Here is a 25,767-nt window from a genome sequence, read left to right on the forward strand (position 1 = left end):
TGGGTTTGGTCATGATCCGTCTCGTTCTGGGGTAGGGTGCGTGATTTCACGCACCGCGCCGGGGAAGGTGCGTGAAATCACGCACCCTACCTATTTCATCGCCATGCTGGCCGCAGATTCCGGCAGCTCCTCGGCAAAGCAGCGCTGGTAGAATTCGGCAACGGTCTGCCGCTCCAGCTCGTCGCATTTGTTCAGGAAGGTCAGCCGGAAGGCATAGCCCACGTTGCGGAAGATCTCGGCGTTTTCGGCCCAGTTCAGCACGGTGCGGGGTGACATCACGGTGGACAGATCGCCGTTCATGAAGGCGGTGCGGGTCAGGTCGGCCACGGTGACCATCTGGCTGATCTTCTTGCGACCGCTTTCGGTGTTATAATGCGGGCGTTTGGCCAGAACGATGGCGGCTTCGGCATCGTGGCTGAGGTAGTTCAGAGTGGCGACCAAAGACCAGCGGTCCATCTGGGCTTGGTTGATCTGCTGGGTGCCGTGGTAAAGGCCGGTGGTATCGCCCAAGCCGACAGTGTTCGCGGTGGCGAATAGGCGGAAGGACGGATGCGGGGTGATGATCTCGTTTTGATCCAGCAGGGTCAGCTTGCCGTCATGCTCCAAAACGCGCTGGATCACGAACATCACGTCGGCGCGGCCTGCGTCGTATTCGTCGAACACGATGGCAACCGGGTTGCGCAAGGCCCACGGCAGGATGCCTTCGTGGAACTCGGTCACTTGCTTGCCGTCGCGCAGCTTGATCGCGTCTTTGCCGATCAGGTCGATCCGGCTGATGTGGCTATCAAGGTTCACCCGCACGGTCGGCCAGTTCAGACGCGCTCCGACCTGTTCGATATGCGTCGATTTGCCGGTGCCGTGGTAACCTTGGATCATCACGCGGCGGTTATAGGCATAACCCGCCAATATCGCCAAAGTGGTGTCCGGGTCGAACTTATAGGTCGGATCAATCGCGGGCACGCGGTCGGTGGCGTCAGCGAACCCCTTCACCTTCATATCGGTGTCGATCCCAAAGACCTCGCGAACCGAGATTTCTTCGGTGGGTTTCATAATCATCTCTGCCATTGCCCGTCGCCCATATCAAACTGGCGGGCTTCGGCCCGCGATCCTGTCCGAGTTGTGGAACATTACGGGCAGGGCTGCAAGGGGCGGGGATCACGCGATTTCGCTTCTGCGTGAGAAGCTGAAACTTATCGGCGTGAGCGCCCGTTGTTAGGATACAATCACCGTACCATAGAGGAGAAACGCCATGCGCCGCCGCAGTTTCCTAGCTTCCGTTGCCGCCCTAGCCTTAGCCACGCCGCTGCGGGCTGAGACGTTTGAGGTCACTCTGTCTGATGCAGAATGGCGCGCCAAGCTGAGTGATGCCGCCTACCGGGTTTTGCGGAAGGAAGAAACCGAGCGGGCGGGTTCCAGCCCGCTGGACGACGAGCACCGCAAGGGGACATTCCTGTGCGCAGGCTGCGATCTGCCGTTGTTTGCATCCGAGACGAAGTTTGACAGCGGCACGGGCTGGCCGTCGTTTTATCAGCCCTTGGCTGGGGCGATCGGCACCAAAGACGACAGCAGCCTGTTCGCCACCCGCACCGAGGTGCATTGCCGTCGCTGTGGCGGGCATCTGGGCCATGTGTTTGACGATGGCCCCAAGCCCACCGGATTGCGCTATTGCATGAACGGCGTCGCGCTGAAATTTGTCGCAGCCTAGGGGCGGCGGGATAGACAGGGCAGGGTTGGCCCGCTACCGATAGAGCCAGCGGGACGTTGCCCGTGCCCTCTTCGGAGTGCCTGAATTGGCAAGAACCGCTTCGACCCTGACCGTTTCCACCGCTGAAAGCCTGAAACGCCTGCGGGATGGTCCGCCAGATGCCGTGCGGCATGATTGCTTGCGCCGCAGTCTTTGCCCACCGATTGTTGAGAGGTTCAAGGCCACGCATCAGATCCGGGGGGGCGGGTGGCGCTTGGACGACTTCGGTTTGCCCGACTGGACGGCGGCGCTCAGCGATCTTGATCGGCTGGGCACTTTGTGGGAATGGCGATCCGGGCCGACGCCCTGGCTGTGGATGGTGAAGACATGACGGAAACTGGCCGAAACGCCGCGATCTGGTACGCGCAGGATGGCTTTGACCCAACGGCCAAGGGAATCAATGGTCGCCGGGTGGCGGGGGAGTCCTTTCTGAAGGGCTTCTTGCGCCATGCCGATGTCGATGAATTCGTGCTGCTGGCGCATGGCGCAGGCGAAATCGAGCCCGTCAAGGCTTTGGCCGCCGAGCTGCGCCCCGGCAAAGCGGTGCGCCATGCGCCCTTGTTGCAGCCCAATACGATTGCTCCGGTGCAGACGGTGTTTTTCCCCAGCCCGAATTACATTCAGGAAAGCTGGCGTCGCGCAGCCTATGGCACGGGCGCATGGTCGATTTGCGGCATCACCCATACCACCTCGACCCATGCCGTGATGCAGGGGTTTTTCGATCTGCGGATGGCCCCGGTGACCGGCTGGGATGCGGTGATCTGTACGAGTCAGTCGGTGCTGAGTTCGGTCAGCTATCAGATGGACCGGATCGACGAGCATATCCGCAGCCACATGAAAGCGGTGCCTCCCCCGCGCCCGATGCTGCCGGTGATCCCTTTGGGCGTGCACTGCGCTGATTTCGAGCCAGATGTCGCCAAGGGAGCCGCCTTGCGTGAAAAGCTGGGCGCAGGGCCGCAGGATGTGGTGTTCACTACCATCGCGCGCCTGACCCCGCATGAAAAGTTCGACCCGCTGCCGATTTACCTTGCGATGCAGGCGGCCCAGCGTCACCTGACCGGGCAAAAGCTGTTCGTCGCCTTCTGCGGCCAGTTCCGCGATGATTATTCGCGCAAGATTTTCACTGAGGGAGCGGCGAAGCTGATGCCCGATGTCGGCTTTGCCCTGCTGGATGGTGCTTCAGCCGATGATCGCAAAGCTGTGCTGTCGGGCGCGGATGTGTTCATGTTCCTGATTGATAACATTCAGGAAACCTTCGGTCTGGCTCCGTTGGAGGGCATGGCGGCGGGCCTGCCGCTTTTGGTGTCAGACTGGGATGGCATGAAGGATACCGTTTCAAATGATGTCGGTTTCCGCATCACCACCCGCACCTTGCCGGGGCAATACTACGCGCAGGAAGCGCTGCGGTATCAAGGTGGCACTGACAGCTATGTGCAGTATTGCGCTGCAACATCGGCGCTGACCGAGTTGGATTTGCCGGAACTAACCGCACGGATTTTGCAACTGGCCCGCGACCCTGATTTACGTCGCCGCATGGGTGCGGCTGGCAAGGCGCGGGTGCAGGCGCGGTATGATTGGGCGCAAGTGGTGCCGCAGATGCAGGCGCTTTGGGCCGAGCAAGATGCCCGTCGCCGCGCCGCCAGCGCAGAGTCGCGGCGCTATCGGGCGGATGCGTTGCCCGTTGCGCCCTCGCCAATGCACCTGTTTGGCAGCTATCCGACCGAGCAGGCCAGCTTCGCCAAAACCCGGCTGGTGCTGGCCGACCCCACCGGACGTCCCAGTCTGACCGATGTGCTGGCGACGCGGAATTATCAAGGCATGAAGCGGGTGTTCGCCGCCCCCGAGCACATTGCGCAGGTGCTGAGGGCCGTCATTCAGGCAGGTCCGGCAGGTTGCGATCTGGCGCAGCTGGAGGCCGGATCAGGCCTTAAAGGTGCGCCGGTTGAGCGGATTGCGATCTGGCTGCTGAAATATGGCTTTGTGCGACGGGCCTGAAACCCGCCGCTACTCTTTGAAGTAACGGCTGTCCTTGATCTGATCCCAAGCCCAGACCACCTCTTGCAGACGGTCCTCGTCTGAGCGGTCTCCGCCGTTCATATCCGGGTGAAGATCCTTCACCAAGCCTTTGTATTGCTTGCGGATCTCGGTCTTTGTCCAAGTGTCGCGGGCATCCAGAATTTCCACCGCCTTGCGCTCGGTTGCGGGCAGTTTGCGGGTGGCGTTCGAGGTCGGTTTGCCGGGGTTGCGGGTAGCGTTTTCGCCCAGCAGGGCCATCGGATCATCGACGCCCAGACGGTGCCAGGCGTTGCCGTCATCCTTGCGGCTGAACGGTTTGGTCTCACGCTCCCACAACCGATCTTTCTCCAGCAGTTTCTGGAATTCCTCATCCGTGGCATTGCCGAAGAAATTCCACTTCAGATTGTATTCGCGGATGTGATCGCGACAGAACCAGAAATACTCATCCAGATGGTCGGGCGATTTCGGTGCGCGGTACGCACCCTTCTCTTTGCAGCCCGGATAGTCACAGGCCTTGTTCGAGGTTTCAAACGCCCCCGACATGCCCCGGCGCGTGGTTTTACGCTTGGCTTTGTCCGACGACACGCGGATATCAAACTCAAAGGGGGGGCGAGTGGACATGAAGAGGCCTTTCCGAACTGAAGGCAAGACATTAGAGGTTTGAGCGGCAGATAGAAGGGGCTATGGCGAAAAATGAGTATCGAGAGTGAGTTGATTGCGCGCCTGACGATCACTTTTTCACCAAGCCGCCTTGAGGTGGTCAATGAAAGCCACAAACACGCCGGGCACGGCGGCGATGATGGCTCGGGTGAAAGCCATTTCGCGGTGCTGATCCGGGCAGATGCCTTTGCCGCGATGAGCCGGGTTGCGCGGCATCGTGCGGTACATGCGGCTCTGGGCGATCTCAACCAGCGGATTCATGCGCTGGCTTTGGATATTGCCTGACCCGTGGGGCCCGGGCCACGATTTCCGTGACGGAAATCGGCCTCGGGCTAGCGGCGCGCTTTCAGTTGCAGGCGGCGCGCGTGCAGAACGGGTTCGGTATAGCCCGAGGGCTGTTCGCGGCCTTTGAACACCAGATCGCAAGCCGCCTGATAGGCGATGCCGTCAAAGCCGGGCGCCATTGGGCGGTAGATCGGGTCTGCTGCGTTCTGACGATCGACCACAGCAGCCATCTTGCGCATCGCCGCATCCACTTGCGCCGCCGAGACGATGCCGTGGTGCAGCCAGTTGGCGATATGCTGGGCGGAGATCCGGCAGGTGGCGCGGTCTTCCATCAAGCCTATATCGTTGATATCCGGCACTTTTGAGCAACCGACACCCTGATCAATCCAACGCACCACATAGCCCAGAATGCCTTGCGCGTTGTTCTCAACCTCGCGCAGCACCTGTGCTTCGGTCCATTTCTGATAGGTCGCCAGCGGAATTTCCAGCACGGTTTCAACATAGCCACGCCGCCCGCCTGCCTTCAGCTTGGCCTGCACCGCTGCCACATCAACCTTGTGATAGTGCAGCACATGCAGCGTGGCTGCCGTGGGCGAAGGCACCCAGGCACAGCTTGCGCCCGCCTTCGGATGCTCGATTTTCTGTTCCAGCATCGCTGCCATCAGATCGGGCGCGGCCCACATGCCCTTGCCGATCTGGGCGCTGCCTTGCAGCCCACATTCCAGACCAATATCGACATTCTGGTTCTCATAAGCGCCGATCCAGGACTTGCGTTTGATGAAATCCTTGCGACTGAACGGCCCGGCCTCCATCGAAGTGTGAATCTCATCGCCGGTGCGGTCCAGAAAGCCGGTGTTGATGAAGGCCAAGCGGTGTTGCGCCGCGCGGATACATTCTTTCAGGTTGACTGAGGTGCGGCGTTCCTCGTCCATCACGCCAAGCTTCACGGTGTTCGCGGGCAGGCCCAGAATGCGTTCGACCATGCTAAAGCACTGATCCGCAAAGGAAACCTCTGCGGGGCCGTGCATCTTGGGCTTGACCACATAGACCGAGCCGCATTGCGAATTGCGTAGCCCTTCGGTTTTTTTCAGATCATGCATGGCGATCAGGCTGGTGATCAGGCCATCCATCAGCCCTTCATAAATCTCGGAGCCATCGGGGAGCAAAATCGCCGGATTGGTCATCAGATGGCCGACATTGCGCACCCACAACAGCGCGCGACCCTTCACCGTCAGCGAGCTGCCATCGGGGGCGCTGAACACGCGGTCCGGGTTCAGCGCGCGGGTGATCTTGCGGCCACCCTTGTCCAGATCCGCCGTCAAGTTGCCCTGCATCAGCCCCAGCCAGTTGGCATAGGCGAGGGTTTTATCCTCACCATCGACGCAAGCCACCGAATCCTCGCAATCCATGATCGCCGACAGCGCGGATTCCAGCACGACATCGGCCAATTGCGCCTGATCGCGGCTGCCAATCGGGTGGGCGCGGTCGAACACCAACTCGACATGCAGCCCGTTATTGACCAGCAGAACCGAGTCCGGGGCCTTGGGATTGCCCTTGTAGCCCGCGAACTTTGCAGGGCTCACCAAGGGCAGATCATCGACCAGCAGCGCGCCATTCGAGACATAGTAGCGCCGCACATCGGCGTGGCTGGCGCCCTGGATCGGAAAAGCCTCGTCCAGAAACACCCGCGCCCGCGCCACCACGCGTGCGCCGCGGCCGCGCTCATAGCCGCCAGACGGGGCGGGGCTGCCCATCGCATCGGTGCCATACAGCGCATCGTACAGGCTGCCCCAGCGCGCATTGGCGGCGTTCAACGCATAGCGGGCGTTGGTGATCGGCACCACCAGTTGCGGGCCTGCGATCAGGGCAATCTCGGGGTCCACATTGGCGGTGTCGATCTGGAAATCCGCGCCCTCTGGCAGTAAATATCCGATTTTCTTCAGGAAATCCTGATACGCAACCGGATCATGCGGGGCGTTGCGGTGGCTGTGGTGCCATTGGTCGATCTGCGATTGCAGATCTTCGCGCTTGGCCAAAAGTTTGCGATTCACCGCGCCTTGGGTCTGTGCCAACTCGGCCAATCCCGACCAGAACTGATCTTCCGTCACACCTGTGCCCGGCAAGGCTTGGGTCTCCAGAAAGTCAGCGAGGATCTGGTCTACTTGTAAACCGTGGCGTGTAACGCGCGTCGTCATGGCAACCTCGCTGAATTGGCTTTGCCTAGCCGATAGCAGAAATGCGGCGGACGGGAAAGTTTTGCAGCGGCAGATTTTCTCGCAAAAGGCGAAAACACTTTTCGGGAATTTCTATAAGTATCGCAGATTAAACTTAGCGAATTGGCTAAGTTTCCCTTCCATTCATGGTGGCGATCTGTTACTTAGCGATATGGCTAAGCATGACCCCGATCTTTCTCTGATTTTTCAGGCGCTGTCGGATCCGACACGGCGCGGCTTTCTGGCGCGCTTGGGGCAGGGGGCAATTCCTGTCTCGGAACTCGCGCGGCCGACGGGCTTGGCGCTGCCGACGGTGATGCGCCATCTTGGCGTGCTGGAAGATGCAGCACTTATCCGCACCGAGAAAACCGGGCGCACCCGGATGTGCCATGCCTGTCCCGAAACTTTGGCGGCCACCGAAGGTTGGCTGGCCGATCAGCGCGCTGTGTGGGAGGCGCGCACCGACCGTTTGGAAGCTTATGTGGCTAAACTGATGAAGGAGTCCTGAAGATGACGCTTGATTTGAACCCCGAAACCGATCTGGTGCTGGTGCGTGAGATCAACGCCCCGCGCGAAATTCTCTACACCTGCTGGACCACGCCCGAGCATCTGGTGCATTGGTTCGTGCCCAAACCGCATAAGGTCACGGCTTGCGCATTGGACGTCCGACCCGGCGGCAAGTGCAACACGACCTTCGAAGTGGACGGCACCGAAATGGAAAACAATGGGGTTTATCTTGAGGTGATCCCGAATGAAAAACTGGTGTTCACAGATACTTACACCGAAGGTTGGAAGCCGAATCCTGAACCCTTCATGACCGCGATCCTGACCTTTGAAGACATCGGCAATGGCCGCACGCGCTATACCGCGGTTGCGCGGCATCGCAGCAAAGAGACGGCGGAAAGCCACAAGCAGATGGGCTTTTACGATGGCTGGGGCACAGTGGTGACGCAGTTGGAGGAATATGCGCAGGGGCTGAAATGATGGATGACCGCACCATGATCATCGAGCGGGTGATCAAGGCTCCGGTGGCGGTGGTTTGGGGCGCATGGGTCAACCCCGTTAGTCTGCCACAATGGTGGGGGCCGGATGGGTTTTCCTGCCGCACCAGTCGGATTGATCTGCGCACCGGGGGCGAATGGGTGTTCGACATGATCGCCCCCGACGGCAAGGTGTTTCCCAACCACCATCTCTATGTCTTGATCCAGCCGCAAAGCCGGATCGAATACACCCTGCTGTGGGGCGAAAACGGCCCGAAACATGCGGATGCTTCGGTGGATCTGCAAGAGTTGGATGGGCAGACCAGGGTGACAATGCGGATGGTCTCCATCACGCCCGAAGAATGCGCGCAGGCCAAGGGCTTTGGGGCCGAGGCTCTGGGGCTTCAGACCTTGAGCAAGCTGGCCAAGGCGGTCGGCGCGGCCTGATCAGAGCGGGGGGCTGCGCTGCGGCCCCCTTTGCCTTTGCCTTTGCGGCAGGCGTCAGAGCAGTATTTCACCTCGTTCCAGACCTTCTCCCATGCTTTGCGCCAGACCATCAGGCGGCCACATGCGGCGCAGGTTTTGACGGGCAGATCGGCTTTCTTGCGCATCTTTGGCATTACAGATCGAGGCTGAGCTGGCCGTGGCTGGGTTGCGGGCGTTTGGGCGCGCGGGAAGCGTGACGCTCGATGATCTCGACCACTTCGGCGCGCGCGGCGGGTTTGCGGCGCATGCCCCAGACCGCCTCGCGGGCTTCCCGCTGGGCGGTGGCCACATCGACCACAGGTTCGGGATAGCGACGGCCCAAGATGCGACCCGCACCGGACCACCGCCACGGGGCTTGCAGGTAAGCATCGGGAACCGTGGAAAGCTCTGGAATCCAGCGCCGGGTGAAAGCGCCGGTGGGGTCTTGATCGAGGCCCTGTTTCACCGGGTTATAGATCCGGGGCGTGTTCACCCCGGTTGTGCCCGATTGCATCTGTACCTGCGGCCAGTGGATGCCCGGCTCATAGTCGGTAAATCTGCGGGCAAGCACAGCCCCCGTCACCCGCCAATCCAGCCAGAGGTGATAAGATGCGCAGGCCATCACCATGGCGCGGGCGCGGAAATTCAGCCAGCCGGTGGCCGCCAGATAGCGCAGGCAGGCATCCAGAAACGGCAGGCCGGTCTCACCATGTTCCCAAGCGTGAAGGCGGACGGGATCGCTGTTGCGGCGCAGCAATTCGGCGGAAGCTTGCAGGCAGCGGGTTTCGATATTCGGTTGATCTTCCAGCTTTTGGATGAAGTGATCGCGCCACGCCAGCCGGGATTGAAAGCTGCTGAGGGCGCCACCCCAGCGCCCGCCGGGATATTCGGCAGTGCGGGTTTGTGTGGCCCGCACCACTTCGCGCAGCGACAAGGTGCCCATCGCAATATGGGGGGAAAGCCGCGAGCAAGCGCGCTCGGCACTCAGCGGAGACGACATTGCCGTGCGGTAGATCTCGCCACGCTGGATCAGGAAAGACTCTAGCAGATCAAGACCTTGGCCGCGGCCTCCGTGCTGGCGATGCGCGCATTTGTCGTCCGCCAGACGCAGCGCGCGGGAAGTGGGGATCAGGCCGGGCTCCAACCCCGGCAGGGCGTTCAGGGCAGGTGGATCAAGCGGGGCCGCTGCCATGAAGGCATCGCGGCGGCTTTGCCACTGATCACGGTTGGCGAGGCGACGGATCACGCCGGATTGTGGCAGCTCGTCCCAGATGATGCCCACACTGCGCGCCCAAGCAGCGACGCGGCGGTCGCGGGCATAGCTGAAGGCGTTGCCGGTTTCCTCGTGGCTGACGATGCGGGTGATGTTGTGCTGGCGACACAGGCGTTCCAGCACCGCTTGCGCGTCGCCCACACGCACCAACAGCGGGGCACCGAGTTGGCCAAGTTGGCCGCGCAAATCCTCCAGACATTCCGCCGTGAACGCCCATTGCCGGGCAGAGGTGTCGGGCAGCGCCCAATACTCCGGTTCGACAATGTAAAGTGGCAACACCGCCCCAAGTGCCGCCGCATGGGTCAGAGCAGGGTGGTCGTGGGCGCGCAGATCGCGTTTGAACCAAATGAGAACATTCATGGAACATAGAGATAGCGGCGGAATCGGCGCTGTAAAGAGAGCCTGCGCGGGATGGGACGGCGGCGATGGAGTAATATGCTGAAATAGTTGGATTATTATGAGATTTTATCCATGCTTAGGGGATATTTTTTCGGCGCCAATGCTGGGCTGTGCTGTGTGCTTGCGGATCACACTTAGCTTTTGGCGACGAATCGGCAGTATTGGGCGGGCTGTTTGGGGAGATGTGGGAGCCTCCGGCGGGAGTATTTGAGCCAATGTGAATGGCGCGCGGCGCGCTTGGCTCTTGCGCCTCGCCAACGATTGCGAAAGCTTGGCGCAAAAGGAGACCGCCATGCCCGCTGATGATCCGCGCACCATTCGCCTGTCCGATTACCAACCTTACAGCCATGCGCTTGACCGCGTGGAGTTGACGTTCAAACTGCATCCGACGGCCACGCGGGTCTTGGCGCGGCTGCATCTGGCACCTAATCCAGCGGCAAGGACGGGACAGGATTTGCGGCTGGATGGTGAAGGGTTGCGGCTGATTGCTTGCGCGGTTGATGGGCAAGCGGTGCAGCCGAGCCTTGATGCGACGGGGCTGACACTGGCAGCGGCGCTGCTGCCTGCGGGCGCGTTTGTCTTGGAAACCGAGGTCGAGATTGCACCCGAAGGCAACACCGCGCTGGAGGGGCTTTACATGTCGAACGGCATGTATTGCACGCAATGTGAGGCTGAAGGGTTCCGAAAGATCACCTTCTACCCCGACCGACCCGATGTGATGGCGCGGTTTCATGTGCGGATTGAAAGCGATCTGCCAGTGCTTTTGTCGAATGGCAATCCGGTGGGACAGGGCGTGGGCTGGGCGGAATGGGATGATCCTTGGCCGAAGCCTTCTTATTTGTTCGCACTGGTTGCAGGCGATCTGCGGGCCCATCCGGGGCAGTTTACGACGATGGAGGGGCGCGATGTCGGCCTGAACATCTGGGTGCGGCCGGGGGATGAAGGTCGTTGCGCTTGGGGGATGCAGGCGCTGAAAGCTTCGATGGCTTGGGATGAAAAGGTTTACGGCCGCGCCTATGACCTTGATATCTTTAACATTGTCGCAGTGGATGATTTCAACATGGGCGCGATGGAGAACAAGGGGCTGAACATTTTCAACTCCAAGGCCGTTCTCGCCAGCCCTGAAACTGCGACCGATGATGACTTCGCGCGCGTCGAGGCGATCATCGCGCATGAGTATTTTCACAACTGGACCGGCAATCGCATCACTTGCCGCGATTGGTTTCAACTGTGCCTGAAGGAAGGGCTGACAGTGTTCCGCGATCAGCAATTCTCGGGTGATTTGCGCAGCCATGCGGTGAAACGGATCGAGGATGTGCTGATGCTGCGCGCCCGCCAGTTCCGCGAGGATGGCGGGCCGCTGGCCCATGCGGTGCGGCCCGACAGTTTTGTCGAGATCAACAATTTCTACACCGCAACCGTCTATGAAAAGGGCGCCGAGGTGATCGGGATGCTGAAGCGGCTTGTGGGTGATGCCGATTACGCCCGCGCGCTGGATCTGTATTTTGACCGCCACGATGGGCAGGCGGCGACGATCGAGGATTGGCTAAAGGTGTTTGAAGACACCACGGGCCGCGATCTTTCGCAGTTCAAGCGCTGGTATACCGAGGCCGGGACGCCGCGGGTTTCGGTGGCCGAGGATTGGGCGGATGGGGTGTATACGCTGACCTTGGCGCAAGAAAACCCCGCAACTCCGGGGCAGGCGCAAAAGGGCGCGAAGGTGATTCCGGTTGCGGTGGGGCTTTTGAACCCGAATGGCGACGAGGTGGTGCCGACCACCGTGCTGGAACTGACCGAGGCCAAGCAGAGCTTTGCGTTCAAGGGTCTGGCCTCGCGCCCGGTCGCGTCGATCTTGCGGGGATTTTCCGCTCCGGTGATCCTGGAGCGGTCTGTCCCTGCGGCAGAGCGGGCGTTCCTGCTCGCACATGACACCGACCCGTTCAATCGCTGGGAGGCGGGGCGCGGTCTGGCCAAGGACGTGCTGGCGCGAATGATCGTCGATGGGGCGGCACCGGGCGCGGATCTGCTTGACGGGCTTGCGCGACTGGCGTTTGACGAGGCCTTAGACCCGGCGTTCCGGGCGCTGGCCTTGCGGCTGCCGGGGGAAGACGACATGGCGGCGACGCTGCATGCAGCGGGCCATGTGCCTGATCCGGCGCGAATTTACCACGCGCGGCGGGCGCTGCATTTGGCGCTGGCAGAGCGGTTGGCGGCTGGCTTGCCAGAATTGGAATTGGCCTGCCGGGTGCCGGGGGCGTTTTCACCCGATGCTGCGGCGGCAGGCAAAAGGGCGCTGCGGTTGGCGGCTCTGGGGTTGCTGGCACGGCTGGATGATGGGGCTACGGCACGAGCGGCTTATGCGGCGGCGGACAATATGACCGAGAGTTTCGGCAGCTTGGCGATCCTGCTGGATATCGGCGCGGGGCAGGCCGAACTGGCGGATTTCGCTGTGAAATGGCAGGGCGACCGGCTGGTGCTGGACAAATGGTTCGCGGTGCAGGTCGCAGCAGCCCAGCCGGACAATGTGGCGGATGTGGTGCGACGCTTGACGGCACGGCCCGATTTCGACTGGAAAAACCCCAACCGTTTCCGCGCGGTGATTGGCGCGCTCTCTGGCAATCACGCAGGTTTCCATCACGCATCAGGCGAGGGTTATGCTCTGCTGGCAGATTGGCTGATCAAGCTTGATCCGTTGAACCCGCAAACTGCCTCGCGCATGTCGACGGCGTTTGAATCCTGGCCGCGCTATGATGCCGACCGCCAGGCGATGATGCGCGGCGCGTTGCAGCGGATCATGGCCACGACCGGGCTTAGCCGCGATCTTTCTGAGATGGCGGGGCGGATGCTCGCTTGACGGGCATGGCGCAATAGGCCTGCTTACCGGTCCATGCCGCGATATCGGCGCGGACCTTGGCTTTGCTCATCGGACCCCAGTCACGGGCAACGCCGCGGTTGCCTTTGCCGGAGACCATGCCGTCGCGGCCAACTTGGCGGGCGATGATCTTTACGGCACATTCCAGATTGGCGGTGCCGCTTTTCAGGTCTTTGCCCGTGTTGGCTTCGCAGCGATAGGCTTTGGCGGTTTGGGTGGAAATCTGCATCAAACCGAAATAGCGCCCGGCACCCGCCGCCTTGGCGTTATATCCGCTCTCATATTTCGCCACCGCTGACATCACACCCACCCAGAACGCGCGGCGATCTTCCAGCGACGCTGTCTCATAGCCGGGGCACCATGTCTGGATATCATCAGGCACTTTGGCGGCCAGTTTGCTGTCATACTTCTCAACCGAGACCAGCGCCGCATTGGTCCAGGTCGCCGCTTCGGGGACGTGATCCCAGCGCATTTTGGGCAAAGCTTCGGCCATCAAAGCCGGAGAAGTGCCGAAAAAGAACAGGGCAAAAGCCGCGCCGAAGAGGGAAGATATCCGCATCAGTCCATCGCAAATGACGCCGCACCGCTGTGCACGACCCGTCGGCTATCAGGGCAAAACCGGCATGCGGCAAGTTTTCTGGGGTCGCAGGCATCAAAGTCGGCAGCTTTCCGCCACCCCAACACTTGCGGCAGCCGCCCCGCCTGCCTAAACAGGGGGCGAAATCCACGGAGACCGCCATGCTTGATCTGACCTATGAAGCGCCGAAACCGAAGCTGATTGCGGGCGTAAAGCATGATTGGGAGCTGGTGATCGGCATGGAAATCCATGCGCAGGTGTCCTCCAATTCCAAGCTGTTTTCGGGGGCCTCCACCCAAGTGGGGGCAGAGCCGAACTCCAACGTCGCCTTCGTTGATGCCGCGATGCCGGGGATGCTGCCGGTGATCAACGAGTTTTGTGTCGAACAAGCGGTGCGCACAGGTCTGGGGCTGAAGGCGCAGATCAATCTGCGCTCGGCCTTTGACCGCAAGAATTACTTCTACCCCGATCTGCCGCAGGGCTATCAGATTTCGCAGCTGTATCACCCCATCGTGGGTGAAGGCGAAGTGTTGGTCGAAATGTCGCCGGGCGTCGCGCGTCTGGTGCGGGTGGAGCGGATTCACCTTGAGCAAGACGCAGGCAAAAGCATCCACGACATGGATCCGACGATGTCTTTCGTCGATTTCAACCGCACCGGCGTGGCGCTGATGGAGATCGTCAGCCGCCCCGACATTCGCGGGCCGGAAGAGGCTGCGGCCTATGTCGTCAAGCTGCGGCAGATCCTGCGCTATCTGGGGACCTGCGATGGCAACATGCAGAACGGCAACTTGCGCGCCGATGTGAACGTCTCGGTCTGCCGGGTGGGCCAGTATGAGAAATACCAAGCCAGCCAAGACTTTAGCCATCTTGGCACCCGGTGTGAAATCAAGAACATGAACTCGATGAAGTTCATCCAACTTGCGATTGACTACGAGGCGCGCCGCCAGATTGCCATTCTGGAGGATGGCGGTTCTGTCACGCAAGAGACCCGGCTTTATGATCCCGACAAGAACGAAACCCGCTCGATGCGCAGCAAGGAAGAAGCGCATGACTACCGCTATTTCCCGTGCCCCGACCTGCTGCCGCTGGAGATTGAACAGGCCTGGGTCGACGACATTGCAGCCGCGATGCCCGAGCTTCCCGATGCCAAGAAAGCCCGCTTCATGAGCGATTTCGGACTGACCGATTACGACGCCAATGTGCTGACCGCCGATCTGGAATCCTCTGGCTTCTTCGAGGCTGTGGCGCAGGGCCGCGATGGCAAACAGGCGGCGAATTGGGTGATCAACGAGCTGTTCGGCCGCTTGAACAGAGAGGGCAAGTCGATCACCGACAGCCCGGTGTCTACCGCGCAACTCGGCGGCGTGCTGGATCTGATCGCCAAGGGCACGATCAGCGGCAAGATGGCGAAGGATCTGTTCGAGATCATCTGGACGACGGGCGGCGACCCAGCGGAAGTCGCGGCAGCGCACGGCATGCAGCAAGTCACCGACACCGGTGCGATCGAAGCGGCACTAGACGCGCTGATTGCGGCGAACCCCGATCAGGTGGAAAAGGCCCGCGTCAACGCCAAGCTGGCGGGCTGGTTTACCGGGCAAGTGCTGAAATCGACCGGCGGCAAGGCCAATCCGGCTGTGGTCAACGCGATGGTGGCGCAGAAACTCGGCCTCTGAGCCTCGGCTTCATGATTCGCCTGTTTCGGCAGAACCGAGCGGCCTTTCTTGTGGACATCTGACGCCTCCGATTTATATTGATATCAAGGTAAATCGGAGGCCAGAATGACCGCGACCCTATTTTACTCGCGCAATCCCAACCCGCGCCTTGCCGTGGCCGTGGCGCGGCATCTGAATTCGGATGTGGTGTTTGAATTTGCCGCGCCGTTTAACCCAGCCCACAGCGCGAAATTCCGCGCCCTGAACCCCAGCTTGCGCATCCCGATCCTGCTGGAAAACGGCCATTCTCTGTGGGAAGCGGATGCGATTGCGTGCCGCTTGTCGATGCTGGCCGGATCGAATTTCTGGCGGATGGATGAAGAGATGCCCGAGATGATCCGCTGGATTTCTTGGAGCAAGGCCTATTTCGTGCAGGCCTGCGACGTGGTGCATTTTGAGCGTGGCACCAAGCAACGCTACGGTATCGGCCCGATTGACCCGGCGGTGCTGGCACAGGGCTTGGCGGATTTTCACGAGCACGCCGCACAGTTGGACGCGCACCTTGTGGGCCGCGATTACCTGCTCGACAGTGGCCTCAGCTATGCCGATTTTCGCATGGCAAGCTATCTCGCCTTCAACGATGCGGCAGGATTGCCGATGGCGGATTACCCGCAAATCGACGCTTGGTATCGGCGGATTGCCGCGCTGCCTGCTTGGGCTGATCCCTTCACGGGGTTGCACGCGCCAGCGTTACCGCCGATTGGGGACGAGGGTTAGCGGCAGGCGCACGCAGACCTACTGCATCTTGTGCTGTGGCGAAATCCGCGCGGGGATCGCAGAAAATCCTTTCTGTGATTGGCCTTGGGGCTGGTTATTGAGTAATCTGCCCGCGTTTGGTTCAGGAGCGACCCTATGCAGCGTTACGAATATAAAGTGATTCCCGCCCCCCGCAGGGGCGAAAAATCGCGCGGGGTCAAAACCACTGAAGACCGCTTTGCGCTGGCGCTGACCTCGGTGATGAATGAACTGGGCCGCGAAGGCTGGGACTATATCCGGGCCGATACGCTGCCGGTGGATGAGCGCGCGGGCTTCACCGGCACGAAAACCACCTTCCAGAATGTGCTGGTGTTTCGCCGGGTGATCGAGGCTGAGGCCCCGACGACGCGGCAGTTGCTGGCGGTCGAACAGGTCGCAGCCGCGCCGCGTCTCGGCCCGGCTGAGGTGCCCGTTGGCCCAGCCCCGGCATTGGGCCCGGCGAATGTCCCGGTGCCTGCGGCTGGCCCAGTGCCTGCGGCTCCGGGATTGGCGGCGGAGTGATCAGCCTGCGGCTGTAAGGGCGGCGGGCAGGGCTGCTTCAAAGGCCGCGAGGGCGCTTTCATCCCCCAGACTGACGCGGATGCAGCGATCCAGCGGGGCGACCCCGGGCATCCGCACAAAAATACCCCGCGCCAGCAGTTCGGCAAGGACTCGTCGGGCGTAATCGCCGTCGCGGGTGCAATCCATCGTGATGAAATTGGTGGCCGAGGCCAGCGGGATCAGTCCGTTGGTGCGGGCGATGCCGTTCAGGCGGCTTCGGGCCGTGGCGACTTTGGTGCGGATTTCGCTCAGGTACGCTTGATCCTGCAGCGCCGCCAAGGCTCCGGCCTGTGCGATACGGCCCAGTCCAAAATGGTTGCGCACCTTGTCGAAGGCGGTGGCCAGTGGTGCCGAGGTGATCGCATAGCCGACCCGCAGGCCCGCGAGGCCGTGGGCTTTGGAAAACGTGCGGAACCGGATCAGGTTGGGGGTGTCGGCGGGGATTTCCGGTGCGGTGCCATCGGGGGCGAGATCGATATAGGCCTCGTCCAGCACCAGCAGGGTTTGTTCGGGCAGGTTCGCCAGCAGGTCTTTGATCACCGCGCCGGGGTGGTGGCTGCCCATCGGGTTGTCGGGGTTGGCAATATAAAGCATCCGGGCTTGGGTTTGGCGGGCCAGACCCAGCAGGGCTTCGGGGTCTTCATGGTCGGCCTTGTAGGGCGCGCGGTGCAGGGTGCCGCCGTAGCCTGCGACGTGGAAGTTGAAGGTGGGGTAGGCGCCGAGGCTGGTCACGATGGGCGTGCCGGGGCCTACGATCAGGCGGGCGAGGTAGCCGAGGAGGCCGTCAATGCCTTCCCCGACCACTATGTTTTCGGGGGCACAGCCGTGATGTTGGGCGAGGGCGGCTTTCAGGGCGTGGGTCTCGGGGTCGCCATACATCCAGGCCTCAGAAGCGGCGGCTTGCATGGCGCGGGTCGCGGCGGGGGAGGGGCCGAACAGGCTTTCATTGGCGCCGAGGCGGGCGATGAAAGGCTGGCCTTGGCGGCGCTCTTGCGTCTCGGGTCCGGTGAAGGGGACGGTGGAGGGCAGGGAGGCCGCGAGCGGGGTGAGGATGGGGGCTTTCATGGGCCGGATTTGGGGGGATTTTTGCGGGGCTGGCAAGGGGGATTTTTGCGGTGGGGAAGGGTGGTCCCAACTCGGGACCAAAAAATACTGTGATATATCAAGCAGATGGGGTGGTGGCGTTAAGGGATTTTTAATGAATGGGCGGGATGGCAGGTGAGGGGGTAGGCGCTTATCTCTGATGTGGGAAGGGGGGCTGTCTGCCCCCTCGCCCGTGCCGGGTGTGTGTGTTCATAGGGTTTGACAGGATAGTCTCAGAAGGTTTGACCAAAGCCGGGATTATCTGGTTAAAGCTGGTTTCTGCCGGTTGGCGACGGTCAGACTGGCTTCGTTTTCTGCCACCAGCGGTGGATTGCAGAGAGGCTGACGCGGCGTTCGGGCGGGAAGTTGTCTGCAACTTCCTTGGCAATTTGTTCAAAAAGTCAGGGTGTCGAAGCGGGCGTTGACGAAGGCTTGCAACTCGGGATCAGCGGCGATTTTGGCGGGCCTTCCCATGCGATGCGCGCGGCGATGGGCGGCGATTACATCGTCTTTAACGGTGCTTTGAAGGCCCGTTGAAAGGGTCTTTACAAGGGTTGCGGTTTCGGCGCTCGCCTCCAACAAAAGGCGATGCAGGTGGCGCGCTTTGGTTTCGGCATCGGCCTTGCTTGGCGACGGCAACATGGTCTATTTCTTCCTTGGGCGTGACGCGGTGATATTCCCCCGGCCGTAACACGATCTTCGGGTCGGAGTGCTATGCAGGGTTGCCGGGAAACCGGACAGGGGGGCCCTGCCGCCCAACCTAATTCCGTGCCGGGGCGTATTGCCCTGCAAGATACCTGCTTACCGTCGGTAGGGACGTGCGCAGGGTTCGCGCTATCGCCGCTTTAGAATACCCCTTCCAATCCAGCATTTCCGCCAGCCAGCGTTTCGCCAGCGGAACTCTGCGCTGTAAATCGGAACGCGCAGCGAGCGCCTTCAAGTTGTCCGCGCCAAGCAACTTTTCAACATCGCTTTTGCCTTGCGGATTCTTCGGAAGGTAAAGTTCAGCGCCGCCGAACTGCAAGATGAACTGCACGGCGAGTTCCGCGCCCAGAACCTCCACATAGGCGGCAACTTGGGCGGTCGGGCGCGGCATCGGGCGGGCGATCTGATTCAAGGGGTGCCTCAATATGGGGGTAAATCCAAGGCCCCAAAACGCACCACGGAGATAATGCACTTTGGGGCCTTGATACCGCGCCGCCTCTGATCGCGTCGCGGTACTCGGGTGCGGGCGCTCGTGGCGCTCCGCCCGATTTCAGTTGCTCAGTGAGCCGGGTTTAAGTCCAAGCTGTTCGCAAATGGTTTGCTCAAGCGGCGAGTCGTCGTATGTCTTGGCTTGCAGTTTTTGCAGGTTGTTCCAGCCCGCGTTTTCGACTGGCTTGAAAAACTGGGCAATGGTCGGGCCAACCTTTTCGCAAAACTCATCAAAGGCCGACTCGTTGCTTTCGCAAAGTGCCTGCGCCCAGTCGCGCATCCCGTTGGTAAGTTGGTTGTCTTGGATTGCCTTTTGCACTTTCGCCGTCATGCGCTGTTGACGGTTCAAGCTCAGTTCGGTGTTGCGGTTGCGCAGCATTTCCTGCACCGCCGCTACGGGGATAAACTTGGCCGGATCGGGCGTGGGCTTCACCAGCTCGGCGAGCTTGCCGAGCAGATCAGCAACTGGCGTGTCGGGCGGCAAATTGAACATTTTTGCCAACTCGGCTGCCAACTCGACGCCTTCGGATTGCTGCGGCTTGTGCGCGGGCAACATTGTGTTTTCCTGACTGGCAAGCGCCGTGAGATAGAGGTTCGGATTGTGGACAAGGTCCGCGCCTTTCAGCTTGACGATTTGCCGGGTCTTGGGGTGGAACAGGATCGAAGGGCTCAGGTAGCGATATTCTTTGCGCCCGATCATCTCGGACGCGGTGGCTGTCCATTCGACGCGCCCCCAAAGCCCGCCTTCCGCCGCCCGCAATTCCTTGATCCAGCCCGCCGCTGGCACCGGGCCGGAAAGCCGCGCTTCGGGCTTGTCGTTCTGGTGTTCATAATCAATCGGCAGATCAATGCCGTCCGACTGAAACGCCAGAACCAAAGCGCCCGGATCGGCCAGTTCAAATTCGCGCCCGTCGCGCCCCTTCATATGCCCATCGGGCAAGAGGTGAACCCATTCGGGCGCACCACCACCGGGCGCAAGCGCGCGGTCGCAAGTGGCAAGTTGCAGGCCCTGCATTATGACGCCCGCGTCAAAGCTTCGTCAAAGCGCACCCACACGGCAGTGCCTTCGATGCCCTCAACGATGCCAGCGGGGGACCGCGTGGCAGAACCGTTGGTCTTCGCTACAGTCTGATCACCGACGATGTAGCAGACCTTGCCGATGTCGGCTTGGGCGATCAGATCACCCGCCGCCGAATTGGCAAAAGCAAAGCAACCGATCCGATAGTTCACTCCAAGCGCGCCAGCGACGCCCGCCGAATTATCGACAGTTTCTTCGGCGCGACCCACGCCGAAACAGCCCGTCGCGACAGCGCCTTTGGTGAGATAGCCTGCGGCATTGCGCATAATGATACTGCCGCCAAAGATTTTCACGCTGGCCGCGACGAGATCATTGCGAATATCGCCAAGGCGCATCTTGGTATTGCGTCCGGTATTCAGGGCAACCATTTGGGCCTCCTTAAGCGAGATAGGGGGTGATGATAAGATCGGCGGAATCGAACCAAGGGTTTGAGGCACCAGACGCAGAGGTGGCGGCTTTCAGCAGCGTCCGCGCATCGGTTTCAAGAGAAGGCGGCACCACCAAGACATTCGGCATCACGCCTAGGATGCGCCCGCCGTCGCCTTTCATGTTCTGCATCGCCGCCCGCGCTGCGGCATAGTTGGCAGGGTTCAAAGCTTGCTTTGATCCCCATGCGAGTTGCCAAAGCCCAAACCCGGCATTCACCCGCGCCCGCACGCCGTAAATGTATTCGTCCAGCATGAACACATGCGGGTCGGTCGTTTTGGTCAGTTGCTGGAATTCGTACGGCAGCCGCTCTTGCCAGATCATCGGGCGGACGGCGCGCGATGTATCCAACAGAAACCACGGCGCGCCCGCGCCGCCATCGGTATTGGCGACCACCAAGGTGTCGCCATTTTCATCAATCATCGGATGATCGGTGTCAAAGAAGAATTGTCCGTCATAGCAGTTCGCCGCAAAGCCGCTTTTCATCAGCGAAAAGATCATCGTGTCGGGGTGGCGCTGCGACATGCTGCCCAACTCGGCAAAGGCGGGCTTATAAACGCCTAACCGATCGTCTTCCATCGATGTGCGTTTGACCGATACTGTGCTTTCAAACAGCTTATTCGCGATGGTGTATTTCGAAGCGGTGAGGTTTTTGATTTGCCGTTGGCCGATCCACTCACGCATGCCGGGAATGTTGGCAATCCAGCCATAAGTCTCATCCGAGGCACCGCTTGAAACGGTCATCGCGACCTTTTCGAAATAAGACGGGGTACCTTCGCGGGCTTCGTTGAAGACTGTTTGAAACCCCTTGTAGCTCAGCTCAAGGGATTGCTCGTCAATAATCATAGTCGGTCCTTTTCCAGCAAGCGCGCGGTCAAAGCCCCGGCGCGGTCTCTTGGGAAAAGGTGTAACGGAGTGGGAAATGCCGAAACACCTACAACGGTATGTAGGGAGTTGGATGTCGGGTTTGACCAGATGACTGACCAGGGCGTATGTAATGCGAGTTACGGACCAACATCGGCCTTTGCGCTGCTAGACCAGATCAAGTTTTCAGTCCTTCGAGACACACCGCACACCCGGATTTCCTACCAGGTTCTGCCGATTTTGGGAAGGCGGTCGGAGGGGTGCTGCGGGATTGCAAAATTAAACGGGTTCTAGCCGTTTTTAAACGGGTTGAGCGCGAGCCACGACCCTAGATGGCCGAAGACCTAGAAGGCCTCTCCTACTGCCGTTTTTCCGGCATGGAGGCGACTGCGGAGCGGAAACCGTTCAGAGCCTTAATGTTGTGCTTGGTTCTTCGCAAAAACTGAAGCATGTTTCTCTAGGGCTACCCGTGTCTGAGTTTTCCTAAAGGATACTAAGTGAAGTCAGGTCTAGACGGACTATTGCCAAATGTAACAAGCAACATCACAAATAAGATGTTGTTTCTGGAAGTGTATTTTTTGCTCCGATCCAAACAGTCCCCCATTTACTTTTCTTTGACTGACTTTGTGGATAACTATTCTATTGAGCTTCTTTATATTGCCGTAACCTTTTCTTTGCTCACGGGGTGGCTATTTATTCCCGCTATCGGTGGCTACACTGTTCTTGTTGGGAGTTTGGCTTGGTGTGGTAGAAAATTTATGGGGATGTTTAAGTGCGAAGGTGTTCCAATATTTGAAGCTCTTAATCAACACAATCGAGAGAATAGCGTCAGCATTGAAGTGGCAAAGGAATATGCGAAATCTAATACAGACAACGACTTGACAGCTAGAATTGAAAAACACGAAAAGGAATCTTTAGAACAACTTGCGAATGAAGCGTTGGCAACAACAAACTTTGCTTTGGTAATTTTGATTGCTTGGATCAGTCACTCGACAGGCGCGCCCAACTTTCTAATGAAAGTATCGAGTTTTGCTGATCCTTTCACTTTCGGACATGCTTATACAATTTGCCTTGCACTTCTAGTATCGCAAGGCCTTTTCGGGCGCGCCGCAAATTTTCACTTTATTCGTGTATCTGGGAGTCTCCCTCCCGGTTTTTTCAAGAATGTAGACGAAAGAAAGAAAGTAGCTGGTTGGACAGAGGAAATTGTCGGTCAGTATAAGCCGTTGGCAGAGAAATGGATGGACATCGATCAGCGCTGATCCAGCCATCGATCACGGGTTATGCGGTTGCCGCCTCACATGATATGTCAAAACGAAAGGGCAGTACCATTCGGTGCCGCCCTTTCCACAATTCTGAATCGCATCAGGCAGCGCGACGTTTCCACATCTTGAGCGCGGTGATAACCTTTGGCGCATTCTCGGCTTTCACAAAGCGAAGCGACGACAGCTTGAACCACTTAAGAAGCCAACCGTTCAGCGCGGCTTCATCAAGAGTGGCGGTGTGGTGCAACTCCATCCAGAGTGATCGGATCAATTCTAGCTGCGCCTGCGACGCAAAGCCGGGACGGTTGCCGTAAGATGCACCCTCGGCCACCAAGGGCCGGAAGCCGCAGTGTTCGAAGAACCCCATCACGGCATTGAAGCTGTCAGGCGTCAGGTCCGTGGAACTGGTGACACCCGCGATCTTCACCAGCGCAAGCCGATAAGTATCATCGTCTAGCCCCAACTTTCCCTTGGCAACGTGCAGAATCGACTTCTGTTTTGCGCGGATCGTCATGCCGCTTCCTCCCCTTCCATCTGCACATATTTGCTCGCCTCTTTGATTTTGGCGGCAAAACGAAGCAGCCTGCCAACCTCGTGATCCTCTGAACTCGACAGCGCCCGGTGGGTAAGCGCCATGATGGCAATCGCCTCGGAACTCTCGCCAGTGTCATCGCAGGTTGCGCGACCATGCAGCCCGCCAAGAACCGTTGTCGCATCCGAGATCGTTCGGCTTGCTTGCTGAATCGCGCTTTCAAGCGTGAAGGCGTCAATGTCCGTGAGGGTGATCGTGACATCGCGGCCCTTGTTGCGAGCAGCGCGAATCTGGGTGAGACGTTTTGCCATGTCGCCGGCATCTTGCTCTACCCCGCAAATGTGACCAAAAATGTCGCCTTCGACATAGTGAAACTCGTCGCGAATGAGGTTAATCCCTTTGCGCAGCGGTGCCCCAATGGTCGCCACATAGTCTTCGAAGAGATCAAGCAGTTCGTTGAACGACACGGGGTTCTCTGCCAACAGCTCACGAATTTTGGTCATTGCTTAGTCCCCGACTGGTGAAGTTTGAGGTCGTCAACCGCCGCTTTTAGGTGCGTCCCGCTAACCTTTTCCCTTCCTGCAAAAATTGAGGCCATGCGAATGACGTTCTCGACGTTTCTTAAGCCTCCGGGTAGCTTTGCGATTGCCGCAAGCAAATCTACTTCCACTCGTCCGCTCAAACCTTCCTGCTGGGCAAGCGCGCTAACGTCGACGCGCGATACCGACTTGACCACAACGGGCCGACGCATCCGGCTTTGCAGATGCGGGAACTCCATAAAGATCGAAGGCAGGGTGAGGTCGCCGCAGAAGGCAAGATCAAATCCACCTTCTTCCGAAGCGGCCACAAGCCATCCAAATGATGAACCTGTGGTGGCCGAAAGCTTGTGCCGTTGAAAAAGGTTCTGCGCCTCATCCACCAGAAGGATACGGCGTTTACCCACATAGGCACCAACCACCTGACGAAGCTCATCTAAGCCCTTGCCGCGTGTTTTGCTGTCGCCAAACTGCGAGAGAATGCGACTTGCCACATGAAACGGGTTGCCCTCGCCCTTTGCGATGGACACATAGATTGAGCCGTCCCAATCCTGCCGCTGAGAGTGCAAGAGCGTTTCCGTCTTGCCGATCCCCGGCGCACCGCTGATCAGCGTCACCGCTGGACCGTTGATTGAGCGCACCAACGCCAATGAACGAAGAATATCTTCGGCTGTTTCTGTGCGAATGAAGCCTTCGGCGTCAGCCTCTGGAATACTGCTCTTTGCAAGCTTTAAAACTTCTGACATTGTGGTCTCCGTTGTAAGGGCGAGCCGTCAGGCCCGCATCGACAGGCGTGGAAAGCGTTGCACCGCTTTTCACGCCAATTTCGGTTTCCGCCCCGCCTCAATATCGGCAAGGTGGGCATCCATATTATTCAAGTAATCTAAGGGAATTGCCGCCGAACCTTGGGCTTGCGCGGCTCGTTTGTTCGGTTTCAAGCGCCCTGCAAACTGGCCTTTGACAACGCCTTCGGGTGCCGCCGTAGGGCCGTCAGGCGTCGGGATTGCAGCCATTGCCGCGACCAGATCAGCGTTTGTGAGATAGTTGTTCGCCTCGGCTGCGGCTTTAACCATTGTGCTCGCGGCCTTGCGGTTGCGCGATGCATCGCGGATGCCGTCCACGCTGCCATACGCACCACGCGTCACAGGCATAATGTTTTCGCAGATCAGTTCGTTATCTGCATTCCATGCCAAGGCCGGGGCTGCAAAATCGTCAGGATCGCGGCCAAGTAAGATTTGCTGCCCGCTCTTATGATAGGGCAGCAGGTCCTCTTGCGTCTCTGGCAAGCCATATGTCCATGTATTAACGGAAACGCGCCCCCAGCGATCCACCGCAACAGGCGTGTAGATCAGCCCCGCCAAATAGAGTTGCCGCGCCGTGGGCTTGCGATGAACACGCAATGTCCGACCTGCTTCAAAGGCAGATTGATAAGAGCGGCCATTCATACCTTGTCCGCGCCGACCCGGTTCACTGTTATAGCGCCGCACTTCGCGGGCGATAACTGCGCGCGCATCGTCCAGCGAGACGGGCACGATACGACCGTCAGGTGCTGCCCCCGCAGCATGTCCAGCATGAGCATTCTTGAACTCTGGACGATCATCTATGACGCGCGACAAACTGGCAAAAGCGCGCCCGGCGGGCTTGGCTTGACCATTTGCGGGAAGCGCAAAATGCAGCTTAATCCCAAGATGGTGGCAAATCCCCAAGGGCTTGACGCTTTCCATCTTTTGCCGGGAGTTTCGGAAGCGATGCACCGCGCCGCCCGCCACCAAATGCCCCGCAAAAGCCGACCCATTGTCAGGGTAAAGGCGGTCAAAAATGCTGTAGGTTTCGCAGGTGCGCTTGATCAGCCGCACCGTTGCGCGGGCGTTTTCGCTTTCGGCAAGTTCCCAGTCCAGCACAAAGCTCGTGGCACAATCTACCAGCGCAAGAAAGGTATATCGGCGCGGTTTTCCGTCGCCATTATGCGCCCAAAAGTCCTTTGTCCGACCGTCCAGCGATACCCACTCTAGCGGCAAGATCGTGGTCTTGTCGCGCATGGCAGGTTGCGCCAACCGCTTGACCGCCTCCGTATGTCCGAGGCGGGCATGAAGCTGTTGCGCCAACGGAAGGTTCTGCCAGCGGCGGAAAACGGTTGCCCAACTCGGCCAATCCCAGCCCTTTGCCGGGGCAACGTCGCGTACATCACGCCAAGCCTGTTTCAGTGGAAAGCCTTCGCCCGCATCGCGAATCGTGGTCATAAAGAACGACCAAGCCGCTTCGCACATTGGCGCGCAAGGTGCGCCAGATAAGCTACA

General features: G+C 59.7%; 28 protein-coding genes. 12 read left to right on the plus strand and 16 right to left on the minus strand.

Translation table 11 applies throughout. The features are described 5' to 3' along the window. Positions 1-90 precede the first annotated feature (90 nt). Positions 91-1,065: a cobaltochelatase subunit CobS gene (cobS, locus tag U1A24_RS05225; protein ID WP_322320918.1), complete on the minus strand. Its 975-nt coding sequence runs from the start codon at positions 1,063-1,065 to the stop codon at positions 91-93. A gap of 184 nt (positions 1,066-1,249) precedes the next feature. Between cobS and msrB the strand changes: the two genes are divergently transcribed. The 3 genes from msrB to U1A24_RS05240 all read left to right on the plus strand — a co-directional run bounded on the left by msrB (position 1,250) and on the right by U1A24_RS05240 (position 3,739). After that, positions 1,250-1,705: a peptide-methionine (R)-S-oxide reductase MsrB gene (gene msrB, locus U1A24_RS05230; protein WP_322320919.1), complete on the plus strand. Its 456-nt coding sequence runs from the start codon at positions 1,250-1,252 to the stop codon at positions 1,703-1,705. An 85-nt stretch (positions 1,706-1,790) separates the two neighbouring features. After that, positions 1,791-2,075, plus strand: coding sequence for a hypothetical protein (locus tag U1A24_RS05235; RefSeq protein WP_322320920.1), 285 nt, complete (start codon positions 1,791-1,793; stop codon positions 2,073-2,075). Continuing rightward, entirely contained in the window at positions 2,030-3,739 is a 1,710-nt protein-coding gene (locus U1A24_RS05240; protein ID WP_322320921.1) for a glycosyltransferase family 4 protein, read from the plus strand. The genes U1A24_RS05235 and U1A24_RS05240 overlap by 46 nt, the downstream gene beginning before the upstream one ends. A gap of 9 nt (positions 3,740-3,748) precedes the next feature. On the opposite strand, the gene U1A24_RS05245 is transcribed toward U1A24_RS05240, so the two are convergent. Next, positions 3,749-4,381, minus strand: coding sequence for a DnaJ domain-containing protein (locus tag U1A24_RS05245; RefSeq protein ID WP_322320922.1), 633 nt, complete (start codon positions 4,379-4,381; stop codon positions 3,749-3,751). Between the two features lie 72 nt (positions 4,382-4,453). Between U1A24_RS05245 and U1A24_RS05250 the strand changes: the two genes are divergently transcribed. Then, the gene (locus tag U1A24_RS05250; protein WP_322320923.1) at positions 4,454-4,705 is read left to right on the plus strand and encodes a BolA family protein; all 252 of its coding nucleotides are present in this window, start codon (positions 4,454-4,456) and stop codon (positions 4,703-4,705) included. Positions 4,706-4,752: 47 nt separating this feature from the next. On the opposite strand, the gene U1A24_RS05255 is transcribed toward U1A24_RS05250, so the two are convergent. Beyond that, positions 4,753-6,900 (minus strand): malate synthase G, encoded by a 2,148-nt coding sequence (locus tag U1A24_RS05255; RefSeq protein WP_322320924.1) that lies wholly within the window; start codon positions 6,898-6,900, stop codon positions 4,753-4,755. Positions 6,901-7,090: 190 nt separating this feature from the next. Here U1A24_RS05255 and U1A24_RS05260 point away from each other — a divergent pair, with 190 nt between their 5' ends. From U1A24_RS05260 to U1A24_RS05270, 3 genes are read left to right on the plus strand one after another with little or no spacing between them, the layout of a single operon-like run. Further along, positions 7,091-7,426 (plus strand): metalloregulator ArsR/SmtB family transcription factor, encoded by a 336-nt coding sequence (locus U1A24_RS05260; RefSeq protein ID WP_322320925.1) that lies wholly within the window; start codon positions 7,091-7,093, stop codon positions 7,424-7,426. Between the two features lie 2 nt (positions 7,427-7,428). Beyond that, positions 7,429-7,902, plus strand: coding sequence for an SRPBCC family protein (locus U1A24_RS05265; RefSeq protein WP_322320926.1), 474 nt, complete (start codon positions 7,429-7,431; stop codon positions 7,900-7,902). After that, the gene (locus tag U1A24_RS05270) at positions 7,902-8,345 is read left to right on the plus strand and encodes an SRPBCC domain-containing protein (protein ID WP_322320927.1); all 444 of its coding nucleotides are present in this window, start codon (positions 7,902-7,904) and stop codon (positions 8,343-8,345) included. Before U1A24_RS05265 ends, U1A24_RS05270 begins: the two co-directional genes overlap by 1 nt. Here the strand turns inward: U1A24_RS05270 and U1A24_RS05275 are convergent. Both U1A24_RS05275 and U1A24_RS05280 read right to left on the minus strand, forming a co-directional pair. Then, positions 8,303-8,509: a DUF2256 domain-containing protein gene (locus U1A24_RS05275; protein WP_322320928.1), complete on the minus strand. Its 207-nt coding sequence runs from the start codon at positions 8,507-8,509 to the stop codon at positions 8,303-8,305. The genes U1A24_RS05270 and U1A24_RS05275 overlap by 43 nt on opposite strands. 8 nt (positions 8,510-8,517) lie before the next feature. Beyond that, positions 8,518-9,996, minus strand: a complete 1,479-nt coding sequence (locus tag U1A24_RS05280; protein WP_322320929.1) for an FAD-binding domain-containing protein — start codon at positions 9,994-9,996, stop codon at positions 8,518-8,520. Positions 9,997-10,327: 331 nt separating this feature from the next. On the opposite strand from U1A24_RS05280, the gene pepN reads away from it, so the two are divergent. Continuing rightward, complete coding sequence (gene pepN, locus U1A24_RS05285; RefSeq protein ID WP_322320930.1) at positions 10,328-12,889, plus strand: aminopeptidase N; 2,562 nt, start codon at positions 10,328-10,330, stop codon at positions 12,887-12,889. Here pepN and U1A24_RS05290 read toward each other — a convergent pair. Further along, entirely contained in the window at positions 12,846-13,466 is a 621-nt protein-coding gene (locus U1A24_RS05290) for a transglycosylase SLT domain-containing protein (RefSeq protein WP_322320931.1), read from the minus strand. The two genes, pepN and U1A24_RS05290, sit on opposite strands and share 44 nt — an antisense overlap. 179 nt (positions 13,467-13,645) lie before the next feature. On the opposite strand from U1A24_RS05290, the gene gatB reads away from it, so the two are divergent. The 3 genes from gatB (at position 13,646) to U1A24_RS05305 (ending at position 16,453) form a co-directional block, all read left to right on the plus strand. Beyond that, positions 13,646-15,157, plus strand: a complete 1,512-nt coding sequence (gene gatB, locus U1A24_RS05295) for an Asp-tRNA(Asn)/Glu-tRNA(Gln) amidotransferase subunit GatB (RefSeq protein WP_322320932.1) — start codon at positions 13,646-13,648, stop codon at positions 15,155-15,157. 105 nt (positions 15,158-15,262) lie between these two features. Continuing rightward, the gene (locus U1A24_RS05300) at positions 15,263-15,913 is read left to right on the plus strand and encodes a glutathione S-transferase family protein (RefSeq protein ID WP_322320933.1); all 651 of its coding nucleotides are present in this window, start codon (positions 15,263-15,265) and stop codon (positions 15,911-15,913) included. A gap of 135 nt (positions 15,914-16,048) precedes the next feature. After that, positions 16,049-16,453, plus strand: coding sequence for a DUF4177 domain-containing protein (locus tag U1A24_RS05305; RefSeq protein ID WP_322320934.1), 405 nt, complete (start codon positions 16,049-16,051; stop codon positions 16,451-16,453). On the opposite strand, the gene U1A24_RS05310 is transcribed toward U1A24_RS05305, so the two are convergent. The 6 genes from U1A24_RS05310 to U1A24_RS05335 form a co-directional block, all read right to left on the minus strand. Next, positions 16,454-17,557 carry a pyridoxal phosphate-dependent aminotransferase gene (locus U1A24_RS05310; protein ID WP_322320935.1) on the minus strand — a complete coding sequence of 368 codons (1,104 nt, stop codon included), beginning with the start codon at positions 17,555-17,557 and terminating at the stop codon, positions 16,454-16,456. Positions 17,558-17,968: 411 nt separating this feature from the next. Then, complete coding sequence (locus U1A24_RS05315; protein WP_322320936.1) at positions 17,969-18,217, minus strand: hypothetical protein; 249 nt, start codon at positions 18,215-18,217, stop codon at positions 17,969-17,971. 118 nt (positions 18,218-18,335) lie between these two features. Further along, a complete protein-coding gene (locus U1A24_RS05320; protein WP_322320937.1) occupies positions 18,336-18,671 on the minus strand; it encodes a helix-turn-helix domain-containing protein in 336 nt (111 codons plus the stop codon). A gap of 159 nt (positions 18,672-18,830) precedes the next feature. Then, complete coding sequence (locus U1A24_RS05325; RefSeq protein WP_322320938.1) at positions 18,831-19,784, minus strand: phage protease; 954 nt, start codon at positions 19,782-19,784, stop codon at positions 18,831-18,833. Continuing rightward, complete coding sequence (locus U1A24_RS05330; RefSeq protein WP_322320939.1) at positions 19,784-20,215, minus strand: hypothetical protein; 432 nt, start codon at positions 20,213-20,215, stop codon at positions 19,784-19,786. The genes U1A24_RS05325 and U1A24_RS05330 overlap by 1 nt, the downstream gene beginning before the upstream one ends. A 10-nt stretch (positions 20,216-20,225) precedes the next feature. Next, on the minus strand, positions 20,226-21,119 hold the full coding sequence (locus tag U1A24_RS05335; protein ID WP_322320940.1) for a Mu-like prophage major head subunit gpT family protein: 894 nt from the start codon (positions 21,117-21,119) through the stop codon (positions 20,226-20,228). 632 nt (positions 21,120-21,751) lie between these two features. On the opposite strand from U1A24_RS05335, the gene U1A24_RS05340 reads away from it, so the two are divergent. Then, a complete protein-coding gene (locus tag U1A24_RS05340) occupies positions 21,752-22,399 on the plus strand; it encodes a hypothetical protein (protein ID WP_322320941.1) in 648 nt (215 codons plus the stop codon). Between the two features lie 103 nt (positions 22,400-22,502). On the opposite strand, the gene U1A24_RS05345 is transcribed toward U1A24_RS05340, so the two are convergent. The 4 genes from U1A24_RS05345 to U1A24_RS05360 form a co-directional block, all read right to left on the minus strand. Then, positions 22,503-22,916 carry a regulatory protein GemA gene (locus tag U1A24_RS05345; RefSeq protein ID WP_322320942.1) on the minus strand — a complete coding sequence of 138 codons (414 nt, stop codon included), beginning with the start codon at positions 22,914-22,916 and terminating at the stop codon, positions 22,503-22,505. Then, entirely contained in the window at positions 22,913-23,437 is a 525-nt protein-coding gene (locus tag U1A24_RS05350; RefSeq protein ID WP_322320943.1) for a hypothetical protein, read from the minus strand. Before U1A24_RS05350 ends, U1A24_RS05345 begins: the two co-directional genes overlap by 4 nt. After that, complete coding sequence (locus U1A24_RS05355) at positions 23,434-24,216, minus strand: AAA family ATPase (RefSeq protein WP_322320944.1); 783 nt, start codon at positions 24,214-24,216, stop codon at positions 23,434-23,436. The genes U1A24_RS05350 and U1A24_RS05355 overlap by 4 nt, the downstream gene beginning before the upstream one ends. Positions 24,217-24,285: 69 nt before the next feature. Beyond that, on the minus strand, positions 24,286-25,737 hold the full coding sequence (locus tag U1A24_RS05360) for a transposase domain-containing protein (RefSeq protein WP_322320945.1): 1,452 nt from the start codon (positions 25,735-25,737) through the stop codon (positions 24,286-24,288). Positions 25,738-25,767: the final 30 nt, after the last annotated feature.

The organism is Cypionkella sp. (genome assembly GCF_034376685.1).
Taxonomy (GTDB): domain Bacteria; phylum Pseudomonadota; class Alphaproteobacteria; order Rhodobacterales; family Rhodobacteraceae; genus Cypionkella.

Bases quoted from the DNA above. Each gene is read 5' to 3' on its own strand.
- cobS (WP_322320918.1), bottom strand. From the start codon at position 1,065: ATGGCAGAGATGATTATGAAACCCACCGAAGAAATCTCGGTTCGCGAG.
- msrB (WP_322320919.1), top strand. From the start codon at position 1,250: ATGCGCCGCCGCAGTTTCCTAGCTTCCGTTGCCGCCCTAGCCTTAGCC.
- U1A24_RS05240 (WP_322320921.1), top strand. From the start codon at position 2,030: ATGGCGATCCGGGCCGACGCCCTGGCTGTGGATGGTGAAGACATGACG.
- U1A24_RS05245 (WP_322320922.1), bottom strand. From the start codon at position 4,381: ATGTCCACTCGCCCCCCCTTTGAGTTTGATATCCGCGTGTCGTCGGAC.
- U1A24_RS05250 (WP_322320923.1), top strand. From the start codon at position 4,454: ATGAGTATCGAGAGTGAGTTGATTGCGCGCCTGACGATCACTTTTTCA.
- U1A24_RS05255 (WP_322320924.1), bottom strand. From the start codon at position 6,900: ATGACGACGCGCGTTACACGCCACGGTTTACAAGTAGACCAGATCCTC.
- U1A24_RS05260 (WP_322320925.1), top strand. From the start codon at position 7,091: ATGGCTAAGCATGACCCCGATCTTTCTCTGATTTTTCAGGCGCTGTCG.
- U1A24_RS05265 (WP_322320926.1), top strand. From the start codon at position 7,429: ATGACGCTTGATTTGAACCCCGAAACCGATCTGGTGCTGGTGCGTGAG.
- U1A24_RS05270 (WP_322320927.1), top strand. From the start codon at position 7,902: ATGGATGACCGCACCATGATCATCGAGCGGGTGATCAAGGCTCCGGTG.
- U1A24_RS05275 (WP_322320928.1), bottom strand. From the start codon at position 8,509: ATGCGCAAGAAAGCCGATCTGCCCGTCAAAACCTGCGCCGCATGTGGC.
- U1A24_RS05280 (WP_322320929.1), bottom strand. From the start codon at position 9,996: ATGAATGTTCTCATTTGGTTCAAACGCGATCTGCGCGCCCACGACCAC.
- pepN (WP_322320930.1), top strand. From the start codon at position 10,328: ATGCCCGCTGATGATCCGCGCACCATTCGCCTGTCCGATTACCAACCT.
- U1A24_RS05290 (WP_322320931.1), bottom strand. From the start codon at position 13,466: ATGCGGATATCTTCCCTCTTCGGCGCGGCTTTTGCCCTGTTCTTTTTC.
- gatB (WP_322320932.1), top strand. From the start codon at position 13,646: ATGCTTGATCTGACCTATGAAGCGCCGAAACCGAAGCTGATTGCGGGC.
- U1A24_RS05300 (WP_322320933.1), top strand. From the start codon at position 15,263: ATGACCGCGACCCTATTTTACTCGCGCAATCCCAACCCGCGCCTTGCC.
- U1A24_RS05305 (WP_322320934.1), top strand. From the start codon at position 16,049: ATGCAGCGTTACGAATATAAAGTGATTCCCGCCCCCCGCAGGGGCGAA.
- U1A24_RS05310 (WP_322320935.1), bottom strand. From the start codon at position 17,557: ATGAAAGCCCCCATCCTCACCCCGCTCGCGGCCTCCCTGCCCTCCACC.
- U1A24_RS05315 (WP_322320936.1), bottom strand. From the start codon at position 18,217: ATGTTGCCGTCGCCAAGCAAGGCCGATGCCGAAACCAAAGCGCGCCAC.
- U1A24_RS05320 (WP_322320937.1), bottom strand. From the start codon at position 18,671: ATGCCGCGCCCGACCGCCCAAGTTGCCGCCTATGTGGAGGTTCTGGGC.
- U1A24_RS05325 (WP_322320938.1), bottom strand. From the start codon at position 19,784: ATGCAGGGCCTGCAACTTGCCACTTGCGACCGCGCGCTTGCGCCCGGT.
- U1A24_RS05330 (WP_322320939.1), bottom strand. From the start codon at position 20,215: ATGGTTGCCCTGAATACCGGACGCAATACCAAGATGCGCCTTGGCGAT.
- U1A24_RS05335 (WP_322320940.1), bottom strand. From the start codon at position 21,119: ATGATTATTGACGAGCAATCCCTTGAGCTGAGCTACAAGGGGTTTCAA.
- U1A24_RS05345 (WP_322320942.1), bottom strand. From the start codon at position 22,916: ATGACGATCCGCGCAAAACAGAAGTCGATTCTGCACGTTGCCAAGGGA.
- U1A24_RS05350 (WP_322320943.1), bottom strand. From the start codon at position 23,437: ATGACCAAAATTCGTGAGCTGTTGGCAGAGAACCCCGTGTCGTTCAAC.
- U1A24_RS05355 (WP_322320944.1), bottom strand. From the start codon at position 24,216: ATGTCAGAAGTTTTAAAGCTTGCAAAGAGCAGTATTCCAGAGGCTGAC.
- U1A24_RS05360 (WP_322320945.1), bottom strand. From the start codon at position 25,737: ATGTGCGAAGCGGCTTGGTCGTTCTTTATGACCACGATTCGCGATGCG.